The organism is Furfurilactobacillus rossiae, from assembly GCF_013394005.1.
Taxonomy (GTDB): domain Bacteria; phylum Bacillota; class Bacilli; order Lactobacillales; family Lactobacillaceae; genus Furfurilactobacillus; species Furfurilactobacillus rossiae.
Genome location: NZ_CP040586.1, coordinates 2301420 through 2326596 on the forward strand (window position 1 = coordinate 2301420; position 25177 = coordinate 2326596).

Sequence of the window (25177 nt, forward strand, 5' to 3'; positions counted from 1 at the left end):
GAAAAACAACCTACTTCATTTAGTAGATTGCTTATCAAAAATGCTTAACTTCAAACGAATACTTATTTCAACTTGCGTGGAATCAGATTCCGAACGCCACCCTCCGGCACCTTCATATCGCCATAATAACGTGGAATCAAATGAATATGCGCGTGAAACACCGTTTGCCCGGCATCTGCCCCTAGGTTCATCCCAATGTTATAAGCATCGGGTTGGTAACGTTCGTCCAAAATCTGCTTCATTTGAACAACAAGGTCATCGATGGCGTTTTTCTCATCCTTAGTCAATCCCCACCAATTCTCTACGTGGCGACGTGGCACAATCAAAGTGTGACCCGGATTAACCGGTTTGATATCCCAAAACGCTTTAGCGAAGTCGTTTTGCAGAATAATATCCTTATCCGCTTTTTCGCAAAACGGACAACCAGGTAACGTTTCAAACTTTGTTTCCAAAGTGTTCCCCTCCCGTAATGTTTTTTTCATCGTGTGTTTAGGCAACGTGCTTACGGCTCAAACGACGAGCACGGCGGCGACGGTGATTGCTGACCAACAACAGAACCCACAAAATCCCGCTGATAATGATGATAATCGTCGTCCACAGTTGATAACCTTTCACGTGCTCAGCAAAATATTCTAACGTATCGTCGTGGCAATTAGCACTAGCTTGGGTCAACACCTGACTACTAATCAAGTTGACGACAGCATCACTAGCAGCAGTTCCGGCTAATCCAATTGACGACGCTTGCTGATTCACATCATCGCGAACTGCACTTCGCATAGCTGCCGTGTTGAAATCCAAACTTTCACCAGCATACGTTTCCCGTGTACCAGTCTTTAATGTGGCTTTTATCAAATCGTCTGTTGCTAAACTCGTTGGCAAGTTTTTAGCTTGCAATTGACTGGCTATTTCTGCATGCACCCGACTGATGACGGTTGGTGTTTGAATTGCCCCTTCCATAAAGGTGCCGCTTAACACGGTCAAACGGACGATCAGGGCTAACACAAAGATGAGGCCAACCAAAAAGCTCAGGAATCCATGGGGCTTTTTTTGCTTAGTAAATCCCTGTGATACTGGTTGTTGTGGTGATTGCGGTATCGAGCCACGTTGCTTGGCATCATACCGTTGCGTGCGACTCATTGGTTGTTCTTGATTGTTATTTTTCATATTGCTAGTTTAGCACATTCTGCTGAAAATGCCCTTTTCGCAAACGTTAAGAATCGCATAAGGACGGCATTATAAATTTAAAATTATCATATAAGAAAATTTTCAACAGTCCGTTTGAAACCCCCGCTATACTTTAAAGCAATTAGAGAGAGTACTACGAAAGAGGGAATTCATATGCATGAATACAAAACAAATCGGGCATTCCGAACGCTCGTTAACGTTGGCATCATCGATCAAATTGGTAGTGGTTTATACAGCATCGTCTTTTTAATCTACGCCGCCTCGCTACCATTCAAAACACTGGCGGTTTCTGTAGCCTCCATTGCGTGGGTCATACCCGCCTTAGCAAACATCTTTACCGGATATTTAGCCGACCGAACGTTTAATAAACGACACGCAATGTGGTTCTCGTATTTTGTTCAAACCATCTTATTTCTGATCATCGCATCACTGATTGGGCGTTCAACCAAAGAAGGTATTTTCTTCTTTATCATGGCATTGGATATCATAGCCCGCCTACTTGGTGATTACGGCAATAGTTTATCCACGCCACTTATGAAGCACATCGTCGCGCCAGAACACATGAATGAAGCCACTTCAATCGGCACCGCCATTGGTAGTTTGGTTCAGATTGGGGCCTCAGCGCTAGGTGCCACACTAATCGTCGCACTTCACCATCAGTACGATCTGTTCGCCTTACTTGACGCACTCACATTCTTAGTTGCCGGCGTAATCTTCTTTATCGCTCGTCATCAATATGATCAAGCCGAATCTGACGTTCATAAATCTGTTCTGACCGCTAAAGCGTCTCGCTTGGCAGAAAGCAGTGAAGCAAAAGAAGGCTTTGGCACTAGTTTCAAATTGGCAATGCAAGAATTTACGCAAAACCCTTTCTTATTATTTATGATTGTTGCAGGGTTGGCCGTCAACCTACTGGGAACCGCCATCGATCCATTATCAAACTTGATTTTTCTCCACATGAGCAGCTTTTGGTTTATCAACTACGGTTACACCATCGCCCTGCTCGACATCGTCTTTTCCGTTGGTTCTATTGCGGGGGCAGTGTTCGTTAATGACATGCTTAAAAACACGTCAATGGTCACCCTCCTGGCAGCCTCAATGGGACTGTTAGTACTAGTTGCGATTGACATGTTGACCCTCCACAACCTATGGATTCTGCTGGTCCTTTTCTTCGGCACAGCTTACTTACTAGGCAAAATCAATCCACGCTTCAACGCAGTCATTATTAACACTGTGCCAGATGATCACCTGGCAGCTACCGGTGGCGTCATAAGCACTGTCATGATGATTGGTGCCCCCGTTGGTCAATTTGTCTTCCTGACATTAGCAAATGTTATCAGCATTCCTGTATCCCTCATTATTTATGGCATTAGCTCACTGGTTGTTACCATTCTGATCTTAGTCCGTGGCGCTGGTCGTTTGACTAAAAACGATCCCACGACTGCTCGGTACAATGAAGCTCATGTTTAATTTTTCATACTAGGCAACCACGGTGCAACAGGATTATGAATCTGACTTCAAACAACTTTCGCGAACGTCGCAGCTACGCTCAAATATCTTCGCGTGAAACATGCGCATATGCTAGACAAGGAAGTCAACATTGATACCGAGCCGTGAAGGTTACGTTAATTCGGTGCTTTACCCGAATTTAGGTTACGGACGGTCGCAAGTACAACAACCATCAAATTTTCAAACCCGAAACACTTGACCTTTAACCGTAGCGCTTCTATAGTGAATGCTAATTCAATAAAATAACTAACTTGATGAATAACATTAGAAAAGGAGTGGCTGCATGTACACCGTTCAAGAAGTCGCCAAAAAGCTCGGCATGACGACCTATTCAATTCGTTACTACGATGATCATGGCTTGTTGCCTTTTGTTAAACGTGATGAAAACAACAATCGGCTGTTTGACGAGGATGCCATTGAATGGGTCAACTTAGTCCGTTGCTTCCGCTCGACAGGCATGCCGATTGCCGAAGTACACCATTACATCGATCTGATGTTGGCTGGCGATGAGACAATTCCTGAGCGTTATCAAATGATGTTAACGCAGCAGGTTCGTGCCCAAGAACAGTTAGCTGACAAGCAGCGTCAGCTTGCGAAAATCAACACTAAGGTTTCCCATTACGCCAAACTAATGAATAACGATGCTCCCGATGATTACGTTCCTAATCAAGCACAACCTGATGATAATCAGGTTTCTGTGAGCTAAATTAAAGATTAAGTGCCGCACTTTTACGTGCCGTACTTAATCTTTTTTATTATTTCTGATAATTTTTCTGTTATAGTTCATCCCCTGTCACACTTGCTTTCATCCTTATTTTCAATATTCACATAACAAAAAAGTGATAAAAACCATTTGACAGTTATAATAGTTTTGCTTATATTAATCATTAGAGAAACAAATAACATTACACAATTCCATTACTGATTAAGCAAAATTGTGAGACATATACGACCCTAATGTCGTTTGCAAAACACACTCACAATTTCCACACGAGGAGGACCGCACATGCTACACATTTACACGATTGGTTCATCAACTTCATGCCGCCGGGCCGTTAAGTGGCTCAAGGATAAAAAGGTTCCTTTCCAAGAACATCCTATCGACACAACAGATAACTTATCCGTCAAGACCCGTGAAAAACTTTCGACAAGCACGGTTAAACAATTCTTGGCCGCTAGTGAAAATGGTTGCGATGAATTATTAGCCCCTCGCTCATTAACCATGCAGGAATTATCCAAAGTGATGGATCTGACTAGTTTAGGCTTAACGGAAATGATCAACGTCATCGCCCAACATCCAAAGATGCTCCGCTGGCCGATTGCGTTTGACGACCACCGTCAAATCTTACAAGTCGGCTTCAACGATGACGAATTTGGCACATTTATCCCACGTAAACTTAGAAAAATGGAACTTAATAATATCCTCTCCCGTTTGAACGGGTAAGAGAAAAGGAAAGTCGCATTAATTGTGGCTTTCCTTTTTTATTTGCGAATAAGCACAATAAGACATGTGTTATCTTTGCGCTGTGAAAACGTTTCATTAACGGTCAACCCTAGGTATGTAAGCAAGGAGTCTAATAAATGTCCTTACAACAAAAAGCAAAACACATGTCAACACGTCATTATAAATTGTACAAGTCTGGCAAGTTTTGGATCACTGCCAGTGTTGCAGTATTTGCCATCGAAGCTGGCGGCTTAACACAGGCCGATGCAGCGACCACAGTTGCCGCTTCGACAATTGAAATTGCACGATTGGCAACTCAGCCTGCTCCTGACCAATCCTCAACAGCTACTTTGACGACACCAAATCAACAGCAGAGTAGCCAATCACCTCAAAACTCACAGGTGAATAGTCAAACAAGCATGACTACGGCCAGCACAACTACTAGCCAAGCAAAGTCTGGGGCAACTGAATCTTCAGCCACTTCAACAAGTTTGATTACCTCATCAGCCGCCTCTGAGAAAACATCCGCTATCATCTCTGATGAGGCCAAAACACCTGCCATTTCGCCCATTAATAGTGAAGAAACAGGGGCATCGTCTGTTACGGCCACTTCTGAAAACAGTCAGTCATCTTCAACACAAGCAACAAGTGTCACCAGTGCTGCCGAATCAAGTGACACCAATGAATCCACGTCAGTCTCAAATCGAAATGCAACGCTGATGGCGGCTAGCATTCCCGTAACAACAAACGCCCAAATCATGACGACCACAGCAACGATAACCGCTGATTCTACTCATGCGGATTCAGATGTCGTTGACATTGAAGACGCTCAGCTAAAGCAGGCCATGTTGAACGCTTTTCAAGTAACCTCAGGTGAATTAACTTATGGTGACGTGCGCCACATTACGTTTGTCCACAGTAAAAATGAAATTACAATTCTCCTGATACCGACAACTACTGTGAATCCAATCACAAGTTTAAAAGGACTTGAAGTATTACGCGAATTGCCAGAAGGCTGGGGTGTTCAACTGTCGGTGTACCTTAAGCCCGGAGTTTCTTTGGTACCGCTCACAGGACTCCACATGACCTCGGCTTTTGACATTCAACAAGATGGGGCCGGTAATTGGACTGACGCTGATATTGCGGCTTTGAACTCGCTGACGTTTGGGGGACTTGACTATTACTGGGGTATCGAATTCGCTGGGAAAACAACCATGACGAATACCACCGGCTTGCGTGATGACCAAATCCTAAAATTAGATCCAATGTTTACCAAAGCTTCACAGGCAAATCCAGACGGCCTGTTTCTGTCCCTATCTAATCAGCGTCTTTCAGATTTTTCTTACTTTGCCAAATTTTCAAACGTTCGTATTTTTTCAGTGAATAATTATCGTGTCTATACCGATCCAATTCATATCGCTCAAACTGGTGACGACATCAATATCGTGAGCCAGACCATTGGTATCGATGGCAGACCCATTTTAACTGGCTACAAAACTTATAATAGCGATACCCCCATTGTGACGATTGATGGCGATCATTACGTTATCAGTGGCTCAAAACAGTATGCCAACATTGGTTACATCATTATTTCCAATCAGTACGGTGTCAGTGGCTACCCAATGTACACAGCCGTGGAGTACGCCAATGGTAACACCCTGCTTCAAACGGGCATGGAATATTATCGAACGACATGGGGCAACGTCAGCGTTAATTACGTTGATGAAGACGGCAATGTTCTCGCAGACGCACAACACGTTAACGGTGATGTCGGCCGGGCTTATGCCACTACGCCTAAACCAGTAGCTGGCTATAGTGTTAGCCGCATTGACGGCAATGCTAACGGAACCTTTACCACCGAATCACAAACGGTCACGTATGTTTACACCAAAGATATCGTTAAGGGTGCTGATGTTCTGGTCACTTATGTGGACCAGCACGGCAATGAAATTGCCCCATCTGAAAAGTTAACGGGAAATATCGGGGACTCCTTTACGTCGTCGGTTAAGCCCGTTGATGGTTACACATTTGACCACGTTGAAGGTAATGAAACCGGCGTATTTACGGATGAAGATCAAACCATCACGTATGTTTATACCAAAGACGCCGTTCGCGGCGGCGATGTTATCGTTAAGTACGTTGATATAGACGGCAATGAAATCGCCCCAACACAAACGCTATCTGGCAATGTTGGTGACACTTACGAAACGGCCATTAAGCATCTAGATGGCTACACGTTATCAACAATTGACGGTAACGCAAACGGCACATTTACGAATACAGACCAAACAATCACGTACATTTATGTGAAAGAAGATGGGCAAAATCCATCTGACAACAATAATGACGGTGATGGGAATCCAGACGTTGAAGTACCAGATTCCTCAAATGACAACAATAGCGATAACCCAACGATCTCTGAAGTACCAGATTATTCAAGCGATGTGCTTGGCGGCGAAACTGCAAAGTCAGTGACATCGAGCAATTCAACTAGCTTACTCCAGACCTCTGTTAGTTCTTCCTCCGCTACATCTAACTTGTTAAGCTTTGTTTCTTCTCAAAGTCAGCAGTTACCACAATCGGAAACAGCTAACAATGCAAGTCAGACAGCCGATAACCGCAGGCAAGAATTGCCGAATACAGGCATGCACGAGACTCATTTGGCAGCGATGGTAGGTGCCATACTGCTAGGTTTGCTGGGAACAATTCCTTTTTCTAGCAAACATAAACACGATTAATATCCCCAATTGATTGCAAAGCGAACACCCCAGAAGTGAGTTATCAAGACTCATTTCCGGGGTGTTCGCTTTAGTTTCAATTAAGTTATGCCTTATGCATCTTGGCGTGTGGCCGCAATGTCAACTTCACGGATATTAACTTCTTGCGGCATGTCGTACATAAACTTCACAGTTTCAGCGACACGAACGGGATCAAGGGTGATACCACCCATCGTTTCCTTCCAGCTTTCGTAATCTGACAACGCAGACTTGCTGGTCACATGCGTCAACAATTCCGTTTCAGCAGCGCCGGGCGCAACCATCATGACACGCACGTTTTCGGCTGCACTTTCTTCCCGAATGGTTTCTGACAAGCCGTGAACGCCAAACTTGCTGGCAACATACGCCGCATGATTAACGAACGTTTTTTTACCAGCCAACGATGACATGTTCAGAATCGTTCCATGATGACGTTCACGCATATCATTTAAAACAATTTGAGTGCCATTCAGCACGCCCATCACATTGGTATCCAACATCGTTTGCCATTCTTTACGGTCTTGGTTTTGAACGTTGCCAAGCAACATCAATCCGGCATTGTTGACCAACAGGTCGGTCTTGCCGTACTTGTCTTCGGCCTTACGAATGGCTTTTTCAAACTGATCGTAGTCCGTTACGTCGACCGTGTCGATCATGACATTATCCATGTCCTTAGCAACTTCAGCCAATTTTTCTTCGCGACGGCCCAATAGCAACATTGGATAGCCATCGGCAGCAAACTGTTTGGCAATCTCCTCACCAAAGCCAGAACTTGCACCAGTAATAACAACTAATGATTTCATTTTTAATAATCCTCCAAAATTCCTTTTATCAACGTTTGCAAGTATAATGGGCACATTGACAAAAAGGAAGTACGCACCTTAACGTAACTATGAATTGGAAGGATCAACTTAATTATGCAATCACGTCCCACTACGACTCATCCCCGTTACAGAAACGAATTCGACGCCACGATGCAATTGATTCAGGGAAAATGGAAGATTATGATCATGTATGAAATTGCAGAAACGGGTACCAGCCGGTTCGCCGACTTACAGCATCACATTCGCGAAGTTTCCCACAAGACCCTCACGAATCAGTTAAAGGCACTCGCTGATGACGGTCTTATTGAACGCCACGATTTTCAAACAGCCCAGCCACATGTGGAATATACATTAACCGCCAAGGGCCAATCAATCATTCCATTGCTGGACGCCATTTGCGACTGGGGCGACACTCACATCGATCACGCGCAGATCGAACGCTCACTGTGTGACGAATAATCGCTAACGCGGATAATTCGTTTGCGGTGTAAATCGTGCTTGCCACAGGAAGTCCGTAACCGCGCGATCCACATGGGGATTTTGATGAAGCAGGTAATGAATGACGCTAATCCCGCCAACCAAAGTTTCACTTTGATAACCATCTACCCGTCCGGCCAACATTTCACCCAGTTTGTGGTCGCCCTTAACGGAAACGCCCAAATCACCACCGGTGCCAAACAAATCACCGGCAATATTTAACACTTGGATGTGCCGCGGAAAACGATCCGCGGCTTTTTGTTCTGCTTTACTAAACGTCGTCGCAATATTGACGAACTTAGCGGTATCAGGATAATCTTCACGTTTGTCTGCCGCTTTGCCGGTCAAATATTGATAAACAATGTTTGCCCCAGATGAATGACCGACCATGTTGACAGTACTTATATGTTCACGTTGCTTCAGCATTTTCATCACACCAGTTAGCTGCCGTGCCTCACGTGACGCGTGGTGGTTATCCGCAAAGAGCACAAGAATCAGTGGATTCCGTTTACCCAGTGGTCCACGTTTATCAATGGTCGCTTTACCACTCTTAGCGACGTGAATCGTCCACACTGCCTGACCAATATCATAACGTTCAAGGCGCGCATTCATTGGTCCAAACGTCAGCCAGTTACTGTAATCGCCAGAGACAAAAAGCGTCGGTGTCTTACTGTAAGAAACCTGAACATGACCCAGTTGCTTTTGTTCACTCGCTTCCCAGCCCATGACGATGCCAGCTAGTACTAGCACTGCGCACAAAATACCGATCAGCCAGCGAATAAACCGATCCTGTTTGGCTGGCCGCTGCGGCACTGCATGTTTTTGTTCACCCATCGGAAACATTCCCCCATTTAATGGCGTAATTATACCGCACCAACTAAACGAAACTATGAACTGTCGCGGGTGCGCTGCGAATCATTGGTGAAAATTAATATTTTGATTGTTAGTCAGATTATTTTCACTTTAGTGATGCTAGTCAAACATGATAGTTCAGTCGTTGAATGCCGCTTGCGGTTGTCGACCGTGACACGCCGTCGTGGGACCGGTTCAAGCCCGCAGTTCTCGGTCTTTCACGGCTTTGTATCACTGTCGACGCCCTCCAGCTCAGCTCATATAGTAGTCAAGTAGTGTACCCACGCTAATCTGAGTTCATTTCTAACAAATTGACGAGTTTAATGACCTGTCCGACATCAAAATGAACACAATAATCTACAGTAGTGAAGCTGGCGCAAAACAGAGTTCCGTGTCGGTAATACTTGGCGGCCAGGGTTTAGGCCGCCTAGTATTACCGGACGAGTTCAGAGACGAGTGGTTTGTTCGGCTCTGAATCGAGGTAGAAGACTCTGGGCTTCAGGAGGCTGAGACCGGTCCCATGGAACGGCGTTTTGCGCCAGCGTAACGGCATCATAACTAGCAAACCGCTGTTGAAACGAAAAATTGACCTACTCCTTTAAATTAAGGAATAGGTCAATTTTTTCACTCTGAAATGAGATCATAACGCGAAAGCACTACATTTCGGCAATCTTTGAATCGAGGTACCGGCTCAACTTTTCTTTAGGATAATAACCGGACACCTTTTCGACAGCCTTACCGTTCTTGAAAATCACTAAGCTTGGCACGCTCATGACTTTGTACTTTTCCGCAATTGCTTGGTGGTCATCAACATCTAACCGCAAAAAGTTAACCTTGCCATCATAATCGTCTTCTAACTGGCTCAATACTGGCTCTAACATTTTGCAGGGACCACACCATGGTGCCCAAACGTCTAACACGGACAGCCCGCTAGTCGTTGCCGTATCAATTTCCGTTTGCGTTGTTACATTTTGTGCCATGACTTGCCTCCGTAAAAATTCATGAGGCTAGTATACGCAATCGGACCATCCGTTTGCAACTGTCACTGGTTGATTGCACCAACGTTACTTTTTAATAAACCTGACGCCACATCAACTGATTGTGTTTGACTCCATCAATCGTTTTAGTTCCGGCCAACTGCATCGTGATCTGCAATTCGTGGTTGAAGTGCTGCATGACGGAACGAACCCCGGCGACGCCACCAAGATTTAAGCCGTAGAATAACGGGCGAGCAAACGCCACGAGGTCAGCCCCGCTTGCCAGCGCCTTAAAAGCGTGCTCACCGCGACGAATACCAGAGTCAAAAAGAATCGGCACCTCATGGTTAACGGCTTTAGCGATGGCCGGCAACACATCGAAGGATGCTGGACCACCATCCAATTGACGGCCTCCGTGATTGGAAACCCAAATCCCTTTAGCACCAGCGCCGATGGCCAACATGGCATCATCCGGTGACTGAATACCTTTAACAATGACCGGTAATTTTGTATAGCTGGCGATGGCATCAATGTCGGCTAAACTCAGTGTCCGTTTGGCCTTAGCATAAATTTCCATGATGTTTAACCCTTCGCCGCTGTTGTCACTGGCAGAGTAGTCTGCCAAATTCACCATGGGTAACGGGAACGAGAAACCCGTCTTCACATCGGCTTCACGATAACCGCCAAGTGATGCATCAGCTGTTAAAATAATTGCTTTGACACCTGATGCAACTGCCTGATCTAAAATCCAGTGGTTAAAACCATTATCATTACTCATGTATAACTGGAAGAATTGCGGACCACCATGACCAGCCTTAGCAATATCTGCCACCCGCTCATTTGCGTAAGTCGAAATCGACATGATGCTGCCTTCATCAGCCATCGCCTCAGCGGTTTCTGACTCACCGTTAATGTGCAGTAATCCATGTGCAGCGGCTGGCGCATCAATCATTGGCGTATTAAGTTCCATGTCCCACAGCTTGGTATGCAAGTCTGGATTTTCAAGATTGCGAAGTACCCTGGGGACAATCTGGGCGTGGTCAAACGCCGCGGTGTTTTCACGCATCGTCCACTCTGTTTCTGCCCCACCCTGAATGTAGCCAAACGCACCGGGTTCCATGCGTGCCTTTACCAGTGGTTCCAAACTCGCTAAATCATTGATTTCAAGTTCCTTTTCGTCCGTGCTTGCCTGATATTCAGCCATCGTTTTATCCTCCTGACCGTGCTAACCATCATAATTTTCAACATAGTAATGGTAAAACAAAAGGCCATTCACACGGGTGAACAGCCATTTCAAAATCAAATTTATTATTCAGTTTTTCACTCATCGTTTGTTCGGTTAATAGCCTATCCAAAACGTTAGCTGTCGCGCCGCGTTTGCCGAGACAAACGGCGTGATCGTCGTACGTAATGAATGATTAAAGTGATCACAACGGCAATCAGGATAATGAGACCAAACAGCGTTGAAGAAATTTCGATGTTAATGGCCGGAATGGAGATGAATAGCTTAATCGCAATCAACGCAATCAGCACATAAGCCATCGTTTCTAGCTCGGGAATCTTGCGCATCAAGTTCATAATCACTTCAGCAATGCCTCGCATACACAGGATCCCAATTAAACCACCAATTAAAACGATGACAGGATTGTTTGAAACTGCAAGCGACGCAAGCACTGAATCAATCGAGAAGACAATGTCCATGATCTCGATCTGGATGACAACTGACCAGAATACAGAAATATGACCGATGCGCCGCGGTTTAGCGGACGTTGCGTCAGCATTTGCGGATTGGCCAACTGGATGTCGTTTCCGTTTGGTAATCAAGTGATGGAAATAGCGGTAGACCAGATAACATAGGTACACCGCCCCTGCCACCTTGATGATCCAAAACTTGATCAGATACGTCCCAACACCAATAATCAAAAATCGAAATAGATAAGCACCCCAAATTCCATAAAATAACGATTTTTCACGTTCTTTTAGGTTACTCAACGAGGTCGTTTGAGCCGCCAAAACAACAGCATTATCAACTGACAGTAAACACTCAATTAAAACTAATGAACCAATGATCAACCAGTCATTACTACTGGTCAATACCGCCGCCCAGTTATGGCCGTCGAAAAACGGTCCGTATAGTTGGCTTAATAGGTGTAACAACGATAAAGTCCTTCTTTCTTGCTCATAGGAGCGCTGCCGCTATCCAAATCTGCAAAAAGCCTCTGGCAACGGTGCATTAATTGTGACGCGTTTATCACTAAAAGGCAATATCAAACTTAATTTAACCGCGTGCAAAAGCATCCGTTGGTATGAAAAGCTTTCGGCATTCGGTTGATACAACGGATCACCAATAATTGGATGCCCATTACCGGCTAAATGAACCCGCAACTGGTGCGTCCGTCCCGTTTTGAGTGTTAATGACACTAGACTCGCCGTTGACGTAGTATCGAGCACTTCATATTGCGTTAGTGCACTCTGGGCATTTTCTCCATTAATCATTCGTTTGCGCCGGTCTTCAGGATTACGGCCAATCGCATCGGTAAACTCCCCAGTCGCTTGTTCGAAATGACCACTCACCCACGCCTGATAAGTCCGCTGAATGTGCTTATCGCTGATCTGCCGGTCTAGAATCGGGACAACTAATGGCGTTTTAGCCACAATCATCGCGCCGCTCGTCGCCATATCCAAACGGTGAACCATCCAGGGTTGCACCTGTTGAGGCGCCAACTGTGTCGTCAAAAAATTCATCACAGTCCCTGCCTCATCCGTACGATTTGGGTGACTTTTTACACCGCTTGGCTTATTGATTACTAATAATTGATCATTTTCAAACAGAATTGGCAACGTCAGGTGATCATCGGGAAGGTACGTTTGGACCGGTGTTTGCAACTCGTCGGCGCGGACTGTGAGTGTGACCACATCACCAGTGACAACGTGTGTATTGTAGGGACGATAGCTGTTATTAATGCGCACATCTTCGCGCACTCGCAGATAATGTTGCAACCGTTTAGGAATTAACCACAAACGGAGCAACTCACGAATATTCAATCCTGCTTCTTGATCGGTCACAACTAGTTGCGTTATCCATTCATTTTGATTCACCGTTGCCAACAGAAGCACCCTCCTTCTTCAACATTAACTTTCCTGCTGCACCATTAATTGTCAGTCAAATCAATTGTCTGCCGTTATGCTGACCGAAAACGCCGTTCCATGGGACCGGTCTCAGCCTCCTGAAACCCGGAGTCTTTAACCTTGATTATGAGCCGAAGTACACGTCTCATAAGTCATCCCGCAACACTAAGCGGCCAAATTCTCGCCGCCAAGTGTTGCCGACATGGAACTCTGTCTCTGGTCAGCTCCACTACTGTCACAAATAAAGTAATTACTTACACACCCCATGGAGATTTGCGACGTGGAATATGAAACTTGCTACTATATTAGCCGGAGGGCGTCGACATTGATACTGAGCCGTGAAGGTGGTGTTAATTCGGGATGGTGTTACCGAATTTACACCACGGACGGTCGCTAAGACTCGCGGTTCTCACGAGGCTTGGCGGCGAGGTGAAAGACTCCGAACTTGGGTGGCTTGAACCGGTCCCACGGCGAGCGTGTCAATGTCGACAACCGTAGGCGACATTCGATTAATTTTACTAATATCCGATGTTAATAAACCGTTCTTTTAGTCTAACCCAGTTGGAAACAAACCGAGCGTTTAATTTCACTTACTTTTTGTAAGTTTTCGAGTATAAATCTGTGCATTTTTCAAATAGCAGTCTTAACATTCTAAATGAGCACAAGATATTTAATGAATTGGAGATGCACGTTATGGCAAAAATGATTGCTGGGCAAGCATTAGTAAAGGTATTGGAAGACTGGGGTGTTGACCACGTTTACGGAATCCCTGGTGGTTCTATCAACCATACAGTCGAAGGCCTATACCTTGAAAAAGATAAAGTACAGTACATTCAGGTTCGCCATGAAGAAGTCGGCGCCATGGCTGCGGCCGCTGATGCTAAGTTCACCGGCAAGATTGGGGTCGCCTTTGGCTCTGCGGGTCCTGGTGCAACCCACCTCTTCAACGGACTATACGATGCCAAGATGGATCACGTACCTGTTTTGGCCCTCGTTGGGCAAGTTGGTCAACCTGTCATGAACACCAACTACTTCCAAGAAATGGATGAAGACCCAATGTTTGCGGATGTTGCTGTCTTCAACCGCACAGTTACTACAGCAGAACAACTGCCTTATGTTGTAAATCAAGCGATTCGTGAGGCTTACCGAAACAAGGGTGTTGCGGTTGTAACGATTCCTGAGGACTTATCTGCCAAGGAAATCGACTACGAAGCGGTTAAGACACCAGTAACAGTATCTAACACGTATAAACAAGTGATTGATCCAAAGGCTGTGAATGACACTTTGGCGATGATCAAAGATGCCAAACACCCTCTGCTTTACATTGGGACAGGTTTAAAGGGCGCTCGTAAAGAATTGGATGCCGTTTCTGAACGCTTTAATATTCCTGTCATTTCCACTGTACCGGCAACTGGTGTAATGGAAACGGATCACAAGAACTATCTGGGTACTAACGGTCGTTTGGGTGGCAAACCCGGATTTGAAGCCATGCAACACGCTGATTTGGTTCTCTTCATTGGTTCCGAATATCCGTTTGCACGCTTCTGGCCGAAGGACGTCAAAATTGTCCAAGTCAACGATAATTCGTTTGATATTGGGAAAGTTGTTCCAATCGACTACGCTGTGATTGCGGATGGCAAGACCTATCTGCAAGCGCTACTCGACACTGGTGAATCACTGCCTGAAACAGACTGGATCAAGGAAAACCGCATCAACCGTCAAAACTGGTTGAAGTGGTTGGACGATCGCGCCAATGATGACAGCAAGGGTCTTGAACCCGAAGCCGTTATGCGTAAAACACGCGAACTCGCTGGGCCAAACGACACGTATGGTGTTGATACTGGGAATGTTTCTGAATTTGCCGTTCGTGGCGTCAAGATGACAGAAAATCAGAAGTTTGCTATTTCTGGACTGTTTGCCACAATGGGCTATGGCATTCCTGCCGGTTTGGCCGGTGCCTTAAGTGTTCCGGATGGACAAGCATGGAGTTTTTCTGGTGACGGTGGCTTCTCAATGGTCGTTCAAGACCTGATCACTGAAGCCCGTTACGAATTGCCAGTCATCAACATCGTCTTCTCGAACCAGCGTTTCGGATTCATCTGGTATGAACAACAAGAAACTAAGCAACACTTCTACGGTGTCGACTTAACCGATGCTGATTGGGCTAAGGTTGCTGAGGGACTGGGCGCTGTGGGCATGACAGCCACTAATCTTAAGGAACTAGATGCCGCATTTGACCAAATCAAACAATTGAAGGCCGCTGGCAACAAGAAACCAATCGTCCTCAATGCTGTAATCGATCCAAAAGATCCCGTAGCCGCAGCATTTATGCCACTTGATCCAAAGCAATTCGGTCAAGACACAGTTGATGAATTCGCCAAGCACTACGGTATCGACACGAAGGCACAACCTTCTCTCGGTGAGTTACTGCGCGGTGAATAAACCTAGTTTAAAATTTCAATGATAATAATCGTCACGATGTTCGTTGAGACTTGCGAACATCGTGACGTTTTTTAGTATCATTCCTAATTTTCGCGCATTTGTCCTAGAAGCCCTCTTTTATCAATGAAAATCAGAAATTCAGCCCATAAATTCGCGGTTTTGGCCCCACCAGCAAACACAAAATGTTATAGTTAACTGGATATCTTTTTGAGGTGAGTGCATGAGTTACACGATTCACACAATCGAATCTGCCGATTATCAGGCCGCCGCTGAACTTTTAAAGGCGGCTTTTGCATCGTCAAAAAAGACGATCGACTTTGATGACCAGTTAGCCACGCTCCGTTTGGAACGCACTTATCTGCCCACATTTGAGCTTGTCAGCAAAGATGCGTATGACAACATTGTCGGGTATGGCACGATTTCAGATGCCTATATTCAGGGCCAACCAACCGCCAAATTAGCCATTCTGAACCCATTGGGCGTGCTACCTGACTTTCAGAAACAAGGCATCGGCCGACAACTGGTTGATGAGCTTGAACATCGCGCGTTTGTCCGCGGTTACCAAGCAATTCTGACTACAGACTGCCCAGACTACTTTGCCCTTTTTGGCTATGATTTAGCCGACCATTTCGACATTCGTGACGCTCAAACAGCAGCAAGCAAACTGAGTCTTCGCGAGTTGCGGCCTGGAGCGTTGCGGCATACAGCCGGCCTACTGATGTACTCACCGGCTCTCAACCATAAAACTGTTGATGACAAAAACATCGATACTGTTGAATAAAATGATTAATAAAGTAGGGAGTTTTGAACATGGCAAAAGTGACAGTTGAAGAAGTAGCAGACCATTTAAGACAGACCATGGGCCATGTCGCCACCAATGAGAATACGTTATTGCGGACACGAGCGGCTGCCCACATTGGTGCTTACCAGCTAAGCCTGACTCAATTACAAATTCTGCAATTTTTACTTCAGAGTGATGAGGCCGTCACTAACAGCATCTTGGCTGACCACTTTGCCATCTCAAAACCCGCTGTTACAAAAGCGCTCCGTAAGCTCAACAAAGAATTGTTAGTTGATACTAAAGTTAGTGAAACAGATCGTCGGGTCACGACATTAGCGCTCACAGGTGATGGCGTTACCTTAGCTCGTGAATACCAGGAGATTGACCGTGAAATTAATGAAACATACCTTGGCATTGCACAAAAATTCAGCAAGGGAGATCGCAAAACAATCCTCAAATTTCTCGAAACTGTTGAAGGTAGTTTAAACCAGGGACAACCTTTCTAAATCATTGCTCATTCTGATTGAATTCGTCACAAACATTGCTGTCAAACATAAAACATTCAAAAAGATTGCTTAAACAATTCGTTTAGGTAATCTTTTTTGCGGACTCATTATTAAATTGTTCATCTTTTCCCCATCCGTTATGACCAGAATTGTGTTTTTAAGCCCCACTGTCGGCCGATAAAAGATAAAACTTGCCACTATGTGTGATGGATGATGTCATCGCCACTCATTCGAATCTCAATTGTATACAAGCCAGCCCCATGCAATCTATAAGTTTTGGGAATCGAACGTCTAACACAGACTTTATTAGAAAAAGATGATAAAATAAGAATTTGATTAGATATTCTTTTTAAATTCGAGGGCATAACATGCGGTTAATTCAAGCGTTCCTATCATTTTGGCGCAACTATACTAATTTCCGTGGTCGGGCAACGCGGATAGAGTTCTGGGGCTGGCAATTTTGGCAAGTTATTTTTATGCTGCTCTTTTTGATTCCAACGACTTATTCTATCCGCGACTTCTTATCTTCAATCGATGCTAAGCAAAACGGTTTATCATTTGGATTATTAGTAACCGTAGCAACTTCATCCTTGCCACTCCTCCTACTGCTAATTGGCTATGCTGTCATCGCTTTAATTCCTTCTTTAGCCTTATTTGTACGTCGCCTACACGATGCCAATCGCTCTGCAGGTTGGCTGGTTTTAAATGTCGGTGTAGATATCGCTTTGTTAATTACTTACACGATCACGCGTAGCCTGAATGCCGACATGGCACTCATTTTTGCGAGTGCTACGGCGACGATTTTTGTTCTACTTAGTACCGGCTTCATTTACTTGTTACTACTGCCAAGTGAAACAAAGCATAATCGGTTCTTCCCTACCAGCGTCACGCCGCCCACCGCAACACTATCGTTATAAAGGAACTCGTTTGACCGTGCTGTCATTAATTTTATTAAGGTTCATCACGTTCGTGTTTGGACTGTCATACGACCCGCTCACCCGTGGTACAATTTAGAGCAGAGTTTAGCTTGAATTTTCTGGAGGTGGCGATAATGTGGCGCCAATATCTTGAACCAATTCACGTGGCAGTCATTTTGTTCCCACTTTTAGCGATTGCCATGGCCGTACCGCTATTTGCTTACCACTATCATCGTTATGGCGCGATTTCACGTTGGCAGGTCTTTGTAAATTATAGTTTCTATTTTTATTTACTGTGCGCCTACTTTCTCATTATTTTGCCGTTACCATCGCGGGCTTCTGTGGCCGCATTAACGACACCAACACACAACTTTCATCCCCTACTGGTGTACTATACTTTTAAAGCCACCGGGTTCAGCCTTCATAACGCCGCAACTTGGATTCCAACGTTACACACAGCAGGATTTCAACAGCCTTTTTTCAATCTCATGCTGACCATTCCGTTTGGCTTTTATCTCCACTACTATTTCAAACGCGGTTTCTTCACAACCATTATCTTGTCATTTTGTTTAAGCCTGTTCTTTGAAGTCACTCAACTAACTGGTTTGTACGGCTTGTACGTTCGTCCCTACCGTCTATTTGACGTTGACGATTTACTCCTTAATACGACCGGTGGTTTCATTGGCTGGCTGGGTGCCCCATTGTTTTCTTGGTTACTGCCTAGTAAGGAGCGAATTGAAACAGCAAATGCCAAACGTGCGCATCAGGTTGGTTTGTTACGAAGGTTCACAGCTTTCGTCATCGACATGCTGTTCGTCGGTACATTCACCGGCATTTTCATGATTGGTGGCCTCGCCTTTGATCACGATCCAAACATGTGGCTGTTGCTAGTATTGGGGTTGTTGCTCTTTGTGTTCATTCCACAGGGGCTTTTCAAGGGTACTACAATTGGCCTGCGCGCTGTCTACCTGCAAGTTAAGGCAACCAACTGGCGCACCGCATCATGGTTACAGGTGATCATTCGAAATTTGGTTATTTATATTCCGCTTATCTTAATTGGCCTTGGTCTACAGCATATTTTTAATATTCACGGTCAATTAACGTCGTTTGGACTAATTGGTACGTTTACAGTATTGATGATCCTCATCTTCATGGTGGATATCGTTCTTGCAGCACTAATGCCAACGTATCCACTATTATTCGAGCGTCTGAGTCACACGACAACCATATCTTCGTTTGTTACTGATGAGCAACCAACTGCTCCCGTCCGCAAACAATCGACACCTAGTTCACTAAAGAAGAACTACACAACTCGTTCTGAACGCCATCAATCACGTTAAGGAGTTTCCATGTTTTCATTATCGCAAGTGACTAATTTTCTAATTTTCTTTCCAGCACTTATTTTTATTATGGCCGTAACCTTGGCTATCTTTGGTTATCGTCATGATCCCCGACGTCTCTTGAATTCTTGGTATCTCGTCGTCGGAGCCGTTATTTTACTGGGCATGCCAATTATTTTATTGGCATCACTGTCAGACACTCACCATATTGGCTGGCGGATTCTCAGTGGACTCGCTTTCTTGGCCCTCACGCTTGGTTTATTTGATTGGATCATGTTGATCAACTGGCATTTTCGACCATTACGACGTCATTTTCGCGCGTTAACCATTTTTGCGATCATCCTTGGACTTGCGCTGGCTGTCCTCCCTTTTATTCCAGCTCACGTCTGGCCTACCGACTTACTGACACCAATGAAGTACGTCAACACGGCACTCACCCTGTTGGGTGCTTACATGTGTATTACGATTGCTGACTTCCTCGTGGCCACTTGGACTTACCCGCGTCAGACAAAACTACACGGTGAACATTACGTGATCGTCCTTGGCAGTGGATTACATCACGGCGATCAACTGTCTAAACTATTAAAATCACGTGTGGACACGGCGATGCGCGTCGGCAGTATTGCCAAAGACGAGACTGGTGACTGGCCAATTTTGATCATGTCCGGCGGTCAAGGCGCTGATGAATCCGTCAGTGAATCCTCGGCCATGGCTGCCTACGCGAAGGAAAACGGTTATCCCGCCGCGGCTATCCGTTTGGAAGAAAAATCAACCAGTACGTTTGAAAACTTTCAATATTCACTCGATGTCATTCATGAGCCACACCCAACAATCGAATTCGTGACCAATAATTTTCATGTCTTTCGTGCCTCAGTGTTCGCTGCAATGCTCAAGTTAAACAGTCGTGGCATTGCTGCGCCAACACGGTCACATTACTATCATCGCGGTCTCATTCGAGAATATGCAGCCCTGACGTGGTTACACAAAACACGCCATCTATTAGCGCTGATTCTGATTATCGTTCTAACAATTGCGATTCCATGGTTCTATGGATAATGGGACTATAAATGATTTTATTCTGAATTTTTGAGGCAAATTATGCTGACACCAATTGAAATCAATAACAACTTTGAGTGGGTCGATGTCCAGGATGAGACAGCTGCTGAGCACCGGCGCCTCATTCAGAGTTACAAGCTAACCGAAGAAATGTACGGGTACGCAACCGACCCTAGTGAACGCGCCCGCATCGAATTTGACAAGGAAGCAGGCATTTCACTGATGATTTTTAATGTCATCACTGATTTGCCTGATGATTCCCCTGAAGCAGCTACGGCGCCAATTGGTTTTCTATTTAAAGGCAAACGGGTGTATACGTTTACCAGCGGTACCACGAACTATGTGCATAATCTGGTTATCAATTCCAACTCAGCGTTAAAACTGCCACCCATCGAACAGCAACAACCAATCGATGCCATTTTAGGGTTGATGTACAAATTGACAACGACTTATTTGGACAAAATCAATCGGATTGATCGGCGGCGGGCAGAAATTCAACGGAGTTTGAAAACCAATCCTGAACACAGTGCCATTAACGAACTCATGGACCTTGAGACAAGTTTGGTTTACTATCTGACTGCGTTAAAAACCAACACAGACATGCTTAAGGATCTGCAACGGACCCCAGTCGTACCGGTCAATGCAGATCAAAAGGAACATATTACGGATATACTAGTTGAATCTCAACAAGGACTAGAAATGGCACAAATGGCTTCCGATGTGGTTGAACGTGTGTCAAACGCCTATTCAAACCTTATTGATAACAGTCTGAACAACACGATGAAATTTTTGACAGCTTACTCCATCATCATGACTGTGCCGACCATCGTTTCTGGTTTCTTTGGTGAAAATGTTGCGTTGCCGTTTGAACACAATCCCTATGGCTGGCAAATCACCATTCTGATCATGATTGCGCTTGGCGCCGTTGTTTATCTCATTTTGAGACACTACCGTTTTTTTGACCGGTAGATGATACTTTTCGTCGCCACAATAAAGAAGGAGCTGTGACACAAGTCTGGTTTGAGAACGAGCATTAACGTAAAACTGACCTATTCCCGAACTTGGGGAATGGGTCAGTTTTGGGTTAAGCGGCATTCTCAGGACTTTGGAGCGCGATATTACTCATATTATTCGTCCCCAATAAACTTATGTCACAACCTCTTTTTTATATTATTAAATTAATTATTTCTGAACGACAATCTACTTACCATCACACTATCGTACCGATGTCGCTTGCAGTTCATCAGCCACATCGTAAAAGACTGGTTTCTGCCACGCCAACATGTCATCAGTTAGCTGCAGCTTTACAATGCTTTCTCGATTATATGGTTCAAAGTAGTACGTGCGACTCTCGCAAACTGCTGCTGCACGATAGACAGAATACGTTTGCTGATGGTCTGTGTTTCTCGGTACCGCGACACCATCCAATAAGTGCCAACTACTGATAATGGCGTCGTCTTCATTAAATGGTTGATTGGCTCGCTCCTTGAAGTAAGCCGCACGAATAAAGCGTGACGAAGGACTGTATGAACCAGGTGGAATGGACTTACCCGATAAGTTACCGGTAGTGACCTTGGCGGTGTTTAACGGTACCTGCCCCGCCAGAAATTCGGGGGTAAATTCCATGTAGTCAGTTAATCGGTCAATCTGCTTTTCGAAATTGGGTACGTTTGTCAAAATTCCCAGTGGGTCATCGACAATGCGCATTGGCATAATCGTCGGCTCAATCGCTACCATTCGTCCAGTGCGGTCAGCCACTGCAAAATGCAGTTCCGACTGGCCATACTTGCGGTCACTGTATGTGTCAGCCATAAGCTCGACCTCGTCAATATGCGCTTCAATTTCCGCCACAGACCGAAAGTTACCCAGCAGCCAGAAGGCAAACTCATAAGGCGCCAGTTGTACTTTGTCAGCACGTCGCTCAACAGCCCGTTTGGAACCATTGGCAAACGTCAATTTCTGCGCTGTCAGTCCCCATTCATTCACCCCATCTGACATATCGATGCGATGCGACAATTGAAAGGCGCTGCCGACAATCGCATACTGATTTTTATGCACACGATGGTCAAAATCGCTTTGCCACTCGTAATTCCGGGGCACAAAAGCTGGTCTTACATCAAGCGTCGGCCAATCCATCGTCCGTGATAGGACGTGCGTACCATCACAGGCAATTTGAAAAATACTGGTACACATATAAAGTTAAACCTCCAGCTTACTAGTTTGACGTCGATTACGGCTCAGATGCAAGTACGCAATAAAGTGAAACGCAATGCCTGCCAACAGCAAAAGTCCGCCAACCCAATTGGACCAAATTGAGGTGACAATCGCTAGTCCATACAATGCGATTGACCGTAAAGGATCCATTTTAATACCGCGATCAAACACAAAGTGGTTCTTGTCCATCATTTGTTGATGGGTGTACAGATAGCGATACATCAAGTAGTAAACGGAGGAGATGAATAACGCCACTGCTGAATAAATCATAAACGACACGCGGATGTCCGCAGTATTTCGTTCTGCAATGGCTGTTGCTACCAGGCTCATTGGATAATCCAACAATGTGACACTAAACATTGATAACAAATTAATCAGGTTCAAATTTCGATCAATCACTTTCAAGCTTGCGAAGTAATCGTGGTGAAAGAGCCATAACGTCCCAACATAAAAATAGGAAACTGCATACGCCAAAAATTCAGGCCATTGCTTGGCAATTGCCGCTGCTAAATGACCCTGATGATAGTCTGGAACATGAAATTCCAATACAAGAATCGTAATCAAAATGGCGAAAACACCATCACTAAATGCTTCCAAACGTGCTTTAGACATCATCGATCAATTCGCCCCGTTTTCTGATTTTACAACATAATGGACACGATTATCTTCTGTCCTGCGAGCGTACAAACGTTGCGTATGATCTTCATCAAAATAGCCAAGATCAAGCATTGTGTTCCCGTCAATCGTGGCTTGACCATGATACGCATCCAGCAAAAAGCCACGAATATTGAACGCTTCCGCCATCAAGGCATCCGTGCGTTCAACAGAAGCAGCTAGAGTGTAACCCTCATCCAACATCAGTTTGATACCAGACACTTTCAAAAACGTGTCATAGCCATACAAGCGCGATGTATTACCATCTTCACGCTCTTTAGGCTTAATGTATCCCTTTGATTCCCAATAACGAAGTTGACGAGTCGAAACATCTGTCATTTTACTAATCTGGCCAATACCGAAAATCAAATTCGCCGTGCCAAAAATTTTACCATTACTGGTGTCGCGCAAACTTGTTCGCGCCATCCACCCACCTCCTGGTTAATGCGTGTTGCCAAAATTTATTATGGCGTCCGCAGCGACATTACTGTCTTATTCTTCCGGATATAATTCCTTAGTCATCTTACGGTGCCAGATGTTAGCTTCCAAAAATGGTTGACCGTAAGCTTCAAAACTCTGTTTAGCATAAAAACTGATGGCCGTTTCCTGTGCTTCTAGATATAACGTCTTGAAACCATTTTCCTTGGCATCAGCAGTAATCTGATTAATCAGCGCGACGGCGTAACCACGATGCCGTGCCCAATCAATGGTTGCAACCCGTTGAATCTGAAGTAGATCATCATCTAAGGCTTTGACCCGCGCCGTCACGACCGGTGTGCCATGATCGTAACCAACATAATGCGTGGCGTCTTCGTCATGACCGTCCAACTCTAATTCCTTATCAATGCCTTGTTCGTCGACAAAAACGGCTAAACGGACGGACACAGCATCTTCGTAAACTTTGCCATCTGTTCCCTTTAGCTGTTCAATATCAAGTTCTGGCTTTTCTTCTTTCTTCTTACCCCAGTGAAATAAATTCATTAATTGCTCCTTAGTTATTCTTTTATTTATATTGATGTCGTGGCTGCTACATAGCCAAAACGTGTCACTGTCGCCCAGAAGGCTGTGCATAACCCGAAGCTGACGAAAACCAAGCAAAGACCGCTTGATTCTCGGCTGCTTCATAGCCATAACGCGCTCTCAGCCCTAAAGCCTGTGCACAACCGAAACTGACGATTGCGCAGGCAAAAAACGCCTGCACACTCGCCACTTCCTGTTGTTGCTCGGCTTCAAACCCGAGCTGATCACGCTCACTTCTCGTTATACCCCAACACTGTAATCTTCTGATCATCGAGGGCGAGGCGGGTCACACTGCCGTTTTCTGGACGGACGCTGAGATCGTACTTGCCGCCACCGTAACGTTCCATCAGACTGAGCAACGTATTGCCGTGACTGATAACGAGTACATTGTCGCCATCGGAGAGATCGTCGTTTTCACGAATCAAATCGAAACCACGATCGATTCGCTGCCAGTATTCGTCGTTACTTTCGGCATCATGAAACGGATCTGCCTCTTTCATGAGGTCCTTCGCCTTGGCAATCGAATATTTTTCTTCGATTTCTTTAAACCCATTTAATCCATGTGGACGGCCGACTTGGTCCCACACATAATTCATGTTTTCGCCTTCAAACGAACCATAGAACTGTTCGCGGAAAAATGGACTGCTAATCGGCTGTTTGACATTTGAAACATTATTTTCAGTCAAGATTGTTGCCGCCGTTTGTTGCGCCCGTGTTGTGTCAGAACAATAGGCCGCAGCAAACGACACATTAGCTAGCCGTTCACCCGCTGACTTGGCGTCTGCTAGACCCTTGTCGGTCAACGGTGAATTGCTCCACCCTTGCAGTTTGTTATAAATATTAAAATAAGTTTGTCCATGACGGACTAAATACAGTGTCACTGATGCCATGTTAATAACCCCCAAATTTTAATGTTTTCTAGACTCTATTATACACGACGGTACCGTTGTTAAGTAAAATTGACGGGCTTCTTTGCGGAACGTAAACATTCTTTAGCCGGTTAAAGTTTGCGTAAGGTCAATTTGCCAATAGTGAACAGCCATTGGCTGACGTGGTAAACTATGTCATATGCTTTTTGACGAGTAAATTTAAAA

General features: G+C 45.0%; 25 protein-coding genes. 12 read left to right on the forward strand and 13 right to left on the reverse strand.

Annotation, left to right across the window (positions count from 1 at the left end; all coding sequences use genetic code 11):
* Positions 1 to 62: 62 nt before the first annotated feature.
* Entirely contained in the window at positions 63 to 452 is a 390-nt protein-coding gene (locus LROSL1_RS11170) for an HIT family protein (protein ID WP_017261443.1), read from the reverse strand.
* A gap of 37 nt (positions 453 to 489) precedes the next feature.
* Positions 490 to 1164, reverse strand: coding sequence for a hypothetical protein (locus LROSL1_RS11175; protein ID WP_178914609.1), 675 nt, complete (start codon positions 1162 to 1164; stop codon positions 490 to 492).
* Between the two features lie 174 nt (positions 1165 to 1338).
* Between LROSL1_RS11175 and LROSL1_RS11180 the strand changes: the two genes are divergently transcribed.
* The 4 genes from LROSL1_RS11180 (at position 1339) to LROSL1_RS11195 (ending at position 6876) form a co-directional block, all read left to right on the forward strand.
* The gene (locus LROSL1_RS11180; RefSeq protein WP_178914610.1) at positions 1339 to 2655 is read left to right on the forward strand and encodes an MFS transporter; all 1317 of its coding nucleotides are present in this window, start codon (positions 1339 to 1341) and stop codon (positions 2653 to 2655) included.
* A gap of 322 nt (positions 2656 to 2977) precedes the next feature.
* The gene (locus LROSL1_RS11185) at positions 2978 to 3400 is read left to right on the forward strand and encodes a MerR family transcriptional regulator (protein WP_017261446.1); all 423 of its coding nucleotides are present in this window, start codon (positions 2978 to 2980) and stop codon (positions 3398 to 3400) included.
* A gap of 300 nt (positions 3401 to 3700) precedes the next feature.
* Positions 3701 to 4138 carry an ArsC/Spx/MgsR family protein gene (locus tag LROSL1_RS11190; RefSeq protein WP_178914611.1) on the forward strand — a complete coding sequence of 146 codons (438 nt, stop codon included), beginning with the start codon at positions 3701 to 3703 and terminating at the stop codon, positions 4136 to 4138.
* 137 nt (positions 4139 to 4275) lie between these two features.
* Positions 4276 to 6876 (forward strand): MucBP domain-containing protein, encoded by a 2601-nt coding sequence (locus LROSL1_RS11195; protein ID WP_178914612.1) that lies wholly within the window; start codon positions 4276 to 4278, stop codon positions 6874 to 6876.
* Between the two features lie 92 nt (positions 6877 to 6968).
* Here LROSL1_RS11195 and LROSL1_RS11200 read toward each other — a convergent pair whose 3' ends face one another.
* Positions 6969 to 7697 carry an SDR family oxidoreductase gene (locus LROSL1_RS11200; RefSeq protein WP_178914613.1) on the reverse strand — a complete coding sequence of 243 codons (729 nt, stop codon included), beginning with the start codon at positions 7695 to 7697 and terminating at the stop codon, positions 6969 to 6971.
* Positions 7698 to 7811: 114 nt separating this feature from the next.
* On the opposite strand from LROSL1_RS11200, the gene LROSL1_RS11205 reads away from it, so the two are divergent.
* Complete coding sequence (locus LROSL1_RS11205) at positions 7812 to 8177, forward strand: winged helix-turn-helix transcriptional regulator (protein ID WP_178914614.1); 366 nt, start codon at positions 7812 to 7814, stop codon at positions 8175 to 8177.
* Between the two features lie 3 nt (positions 8178 to 8180).
* Here the strand turns inward: LROSL1_RS11205 and LROSL1_RS11210 are convergent, their stop codons facing one another.
* From LROSL1_RS11210 to LROSL1_RS11230, 5 genes are all read right to left on the reverse strand, one after another.
* Positions 8181 to 9029, reverse strand: a complete 849-nt coding sequence (locus LROSL1_RS11210) for an alpha/beta hydrolase (protein WP_017261451.1) — start codon at positions 9027 to 9029, stop codon at positions 8181 to 8183.
* Positions 9030 to 9703: 674 nt separating this feature from the next.
* On the reverse strand, positions 9704 to 10027 hold the full coding sequence (gene trxA / locus LROSL1_RS11215; RefSeq protein WP_178914615.1) for a thioredoxin: 324 nt from the start codon (positions 10025 to 10027) through the stop codon (positions 9704 to 9706).
* 91 nt (positions 10028 to 10118) lie between these two features.
* Positions 10119 to 11228: a lactate oxidase gene (locus tag LROSL1_RS11220; protein WP_178914616.1), complete on the reverse strand. Its 1110-nt coding sequence runs from the start codon at positions 11226 to 11228 to the stop codon at positions 10119 to 10121.
* Positions 11229 to 11383: 155 nt separating this feature from the next.
* Positions 11384 to 12181: a TerC family protein gene (locus LROSL1_RS11225; protein WP_178914617.1), complete on the reverse strand. Its 798-nt coding sequence runs from the start codon at positions 12179 to 12181 to the stop codon at positions 11384 to 11386.
* Positions 12182 to 12220: 39 nt separating this feature from the next.
* Entirely contained in the window at positions 12221 to 13123 is a 903-nt protein-coding gene (locus LROSL1_RS11230) for an RluA family pseudouridine synthase (RefSeq protein ID WP_225440582.1), read from the reverse strand.
* A gap of 723 nt (positions 13124 to 13846) precedes the next feature.
* On the opposite strand from LROSL1_RS11230, the gene spxB reads away from it, so the two are divergent.
* The 7 genes from spxB (at position 13847) to LROSL1_RS11265 (ending at position 21164) form a co-directional block, all read left to right on the forward strand.
* A complete protein-coding gene (gene spxB / locus LROSL1_RS11235) occupies positions 13847 to 15595 on the forward strand; it encodes a pyruvate oxidase (protein WP_178914618.1) in 1749 nt (582 codons plus the stop codon).
* A gap of 220 nt (positions 15596 to 15815) precedes the next feature.
* The gene (locus tag LROSL1_RS11240) at positions 15816 to 16376 is read left to right on the forward strand and encodes a GNAT family N-acetyltransferase (RefSeq protein ID WP_178914619.1); all 561 of its coding nucleotides are present in this window, start codon (positions 15816 to 15818) and stop codon (positions 16374 to 16376) included.
* Between the two features lie 29 nt (positions 16377 to 16405).
* Positions 16406 to 16882 (forward strand): MarR family winged helix-turn-helix transcriptional regulator, encoded by a 477-nt coding sequence (locus LROSL1_RS11245; RefSeq protein ID WP_017261458.1) that lies wholly within the window; start codon positions 16406 to 16408, stop codon positions 16880 to 16882.
* Between the two features lie 368 nt (positions 16883 to 17250).
* On the forward strand, positions 17251 to 17799 hold the full coding sequence (locus LROSL1_RS11250) for a DUF805 domain-containing protein (protein ID WP_178914620.1): 549 nt from the start codon (positions 17251 to 17253) through the stop codon (positions 17797 to 17799).
* Positions 17800 to 17933: 134 nt separating this feature from the next.
* On the forward strand, positions 17934 to 19139 hold the full coding sequence (locus LROSL1_RS11255) for a VanZ family protein (protein ID WP_178914621.1): 1206 nt from the start codon (positions 17934 to 17936) through the stop codon (positions 19137 to 19139).
* Positions 19140 to 19148: 9 nt separating this feature from the next.
* Positions 19149 to 20195, forward strand: coding sequence for a YdcF family protein (locus LROSL1_RS11260; protein WP_178914622.1), 1047 nt, complete (start codon positions 19149 to 19151; stop codon positions 20193 to 20195).
* A gap of 42 nt (positions 20196 to 20237) precedes the next feature.
* The gene (locus LROSL1_RS11265; RefSeq protein WP_178914623.1) at positions 20238 to 21164 is read left to right on the forward strand and encodes a magnesium transporter CorA family protein; all 927 of its coding nucleotides are present in this window, start codon (positions 20238 to 20240) and stop codon (positions 21162 to 21164) included.
* Between the two features lie 246 nt (positions 21165 to 21410).
* Here LROSL1_RS11265 and LROSL1_RS11270 read toward each other — a convergent pair whose 3' ends face one another.
* The 5 genes from LROSL1_RS11270 to LROSL1_RS11290 form a co-directional block, all read right to left on the reverse strand.
* On the reverse strand, positions 21411 to 22388 hold the full coding sequence (locus tag LROSL1_RS11270; protein WP_178914624.1) for a linear amide C-N hydrolase: 978 nt from the start codon (positions 22386 to 22388) through the stop codon (positions 21411 to 21413).
* Between the two features lie 6 nt (positions 22389 to 22394).
* On the reverse strand, positions 22395 to 23024 hold the full coding sequence (locus LROSL1_RS11275; protein WP_404825806.1) for a TMEM175 family protein: 630 nt from the start codon (positions 23022 to 23024) through the stop codon (positions 22395 to 22397).
* A 3-nt stretch (positions 23025 to 23027) separates the two neighbouring features.
* On the reverse strand, positions 23028 to 23489 hold the full coding sequence (locus LROSL1_RS11280) for a MerR family transcriptional regulator (RefSeq protein WP_178914625.1): 462 nt from the start codon (positions 23487 to 23489) through the stop codon (positions 23028 to 23030).
* A 66-nt stretch (positions 23490 to 23555) separates the two neighbouring features.
* Positions 23556 to 24044 carry a GNAT family N-acetyltransferase gene (locus LROSL1_RS11285; protein ID WP_178914626.1) on the reverse strand — a complete coding sequence of 163 codons (489 nt, stop codon included), beginning with the start codon at positions 24042 to 24044 and terminating at the stop codon, positions 23556 to 23558.
* Between the two features lie 269 nt (positions 24045 to 24313).
* Entirely contained in the window at positions 24314 to 24973 is a 660-nt protein-coding gene (locus LROSL1_RS11290; RefSeq protein ID WP_178914627.1) for a histidine phosphatase family protein, read from the reverse strand.
* Positions 24974 to 25177 lie beyond the last annotated feature (204 nt).

Excerpts from the sequence above, each read along its gene's own strand:
- LROSL1_RS11220 (WP_178914616.1), bottom strand. The coding sequence starts at position 11,228 with ATGGCTGAATATCAGGCAAGCACGGACGAAAAGGAACTTGAAATCAAT.
- LROSL1_RS11275 (WP_404825806.1), bottom strand. The coding sequence starts at position 23,024 with ATGATGTCTAAAGCACGTTTGGAAGCATTTAGTGATGGTGTTTTCGCC.
- LROSL1_RS11255 (WP_178914621.1), top strand. The coding sequence starts at position 17,934 with ATGTGGCGCCAATATCTTGAACCAATTCACGTGGCAGTCATTTTGTTC.
- trxA (WP_178914615.1), bottom strand. The coding sequence starts at position 10,027 with ATGGCACAAAATGTAACAACGCAAACGGAAATTGATACGGCAACGACT.
- LROSL1_RS11210 (WP_017261451.1), bottom strand. The coding sequence starts at position 9,029 with ATGGGTGAACAAAAACATGCAGTGCCGCAGCGGCCAGCCAAACAGGAT.
- LROSL1_RS11285 (WP_178914626.1), bottom strand. The coding sequence starts at position 24,044 with ATGAATTTATTTCACTGGGGTAAGAAGAAAGAAGAAAAGCCAGAACTT.
- LROSL1_RS11270 (WP_178914624.1), bottom strand. The coding sequence starts at position 22,388 with ATGTGTACCAGTATTTTTCAAATTGCCTGTGATGGTACGCACGTCCTA.
- LROSL1_RS11185 (WP_017261446.1), top strand. The coding sequence starts at position 2,978 with ATGTACACCGTTCAAGAAGTCGCCAAAAAGCTCGGCATGACGACCTAT.
- LROSL1_RS11175 (WP_178914609.1), bottom strand. The coding sequence starts at position 1,164 with ATGAAAAATAACAATCAAGAACAACCAATGAGTCGCACGCAACGGTAT.
- LROSL1_RS11250 (WP_178914620.1), top strand. The coding sequence starts at position 17,251 with ATGCGGTTAATTCAAGCGTTCCTATCATTTTGGCGCAACTATACTAAT.
- spxB (WP_178914618.1), top strand. The coding sequence starts at position 13,847 with ATGGCAAAAATGATTGCTGGGCAAGCATTAGTAAAGGTATTGGAAGAC.
- LROSL1_RS11290 (WP_178914627.1), bottom strand. The coding sequence starts at position 24,973 with ATGGCATCAGTGACACTGTATTTAGTCCGTCATGGACAAACTTATTTT.
- LROSL1_RS11260 (WP_178914622.1), top strand. The coding sequence starts at position 19,149 with ATGTTTTCATTATCGCAAGTGACTAATTTTCTAATTTTCTTTCCAGCA.
- LROSL1_RS11265 (WP_178914623.1), top strand. The coding sequence starts at position 20,238 with ATGCTGACACCAATTGAAATCAATAACAACTTTGAGTGGGTCGATGTC.
- LROSL1_RS11195 (WP_178914612.1), top strand. The coding sequence starts at position 4,276 with ATGTCCTTACAACAAAAAGCAAAACACATGTCAACACGTCATTATAAA.
- LROSL1_RS11180 (WP_178914610.1), top strand. The coding sequence starts at position 1,339 with ATGCATGAATACAAAACAAATCGGGCATTCCGAACGCTCGTTAACGTT.
- LROSL1_RS11245 (WP_017261458.1), top strand. The coding sequence starts at position 16,406 with ATGGCAAAAGTGACAGTTGAAGAAGTAGCAGACCATTTAAGACAGACC.
- LROSL1_RS11205 (WP_178914614.1), top strand. The coding sequence starts at position 7,812 with ATGCAATCACGTCCCACTACGACTCATCCCCGTTACAGAAACGAATTC.
- LROSL1_RS11190 (WP_178914611.1), top strand. The coding sequence starts at position 3,701 with ATGCTACACATTTACACGATTGGTTCATCAACTTCATGCCGCCGGGCC.
- LROSL1_RS11280 (WP_178914625.1), bottom strand. The coding sequence starts at position 23,489 with ATGGCGCGAACAAGTTTGCGCGACACCAGTAATGGTAAAATTTTTGGC.
- LROSL1_RS11200 (WP_178914613.1), bottom strand. The coding sequence starts at position 7,697 with ATGAAATCATTAGTTGTTATTACTGGTGCAAGTTCTGGCTTTGGTGAG.
- LROSL1_RS11240 (WP_178914619.1), top strand. The coding sequence starts at position 15,816 with ATGAGTTACACGATTCACACAATCGAATCTGCCGATTATCAGGCCGCC.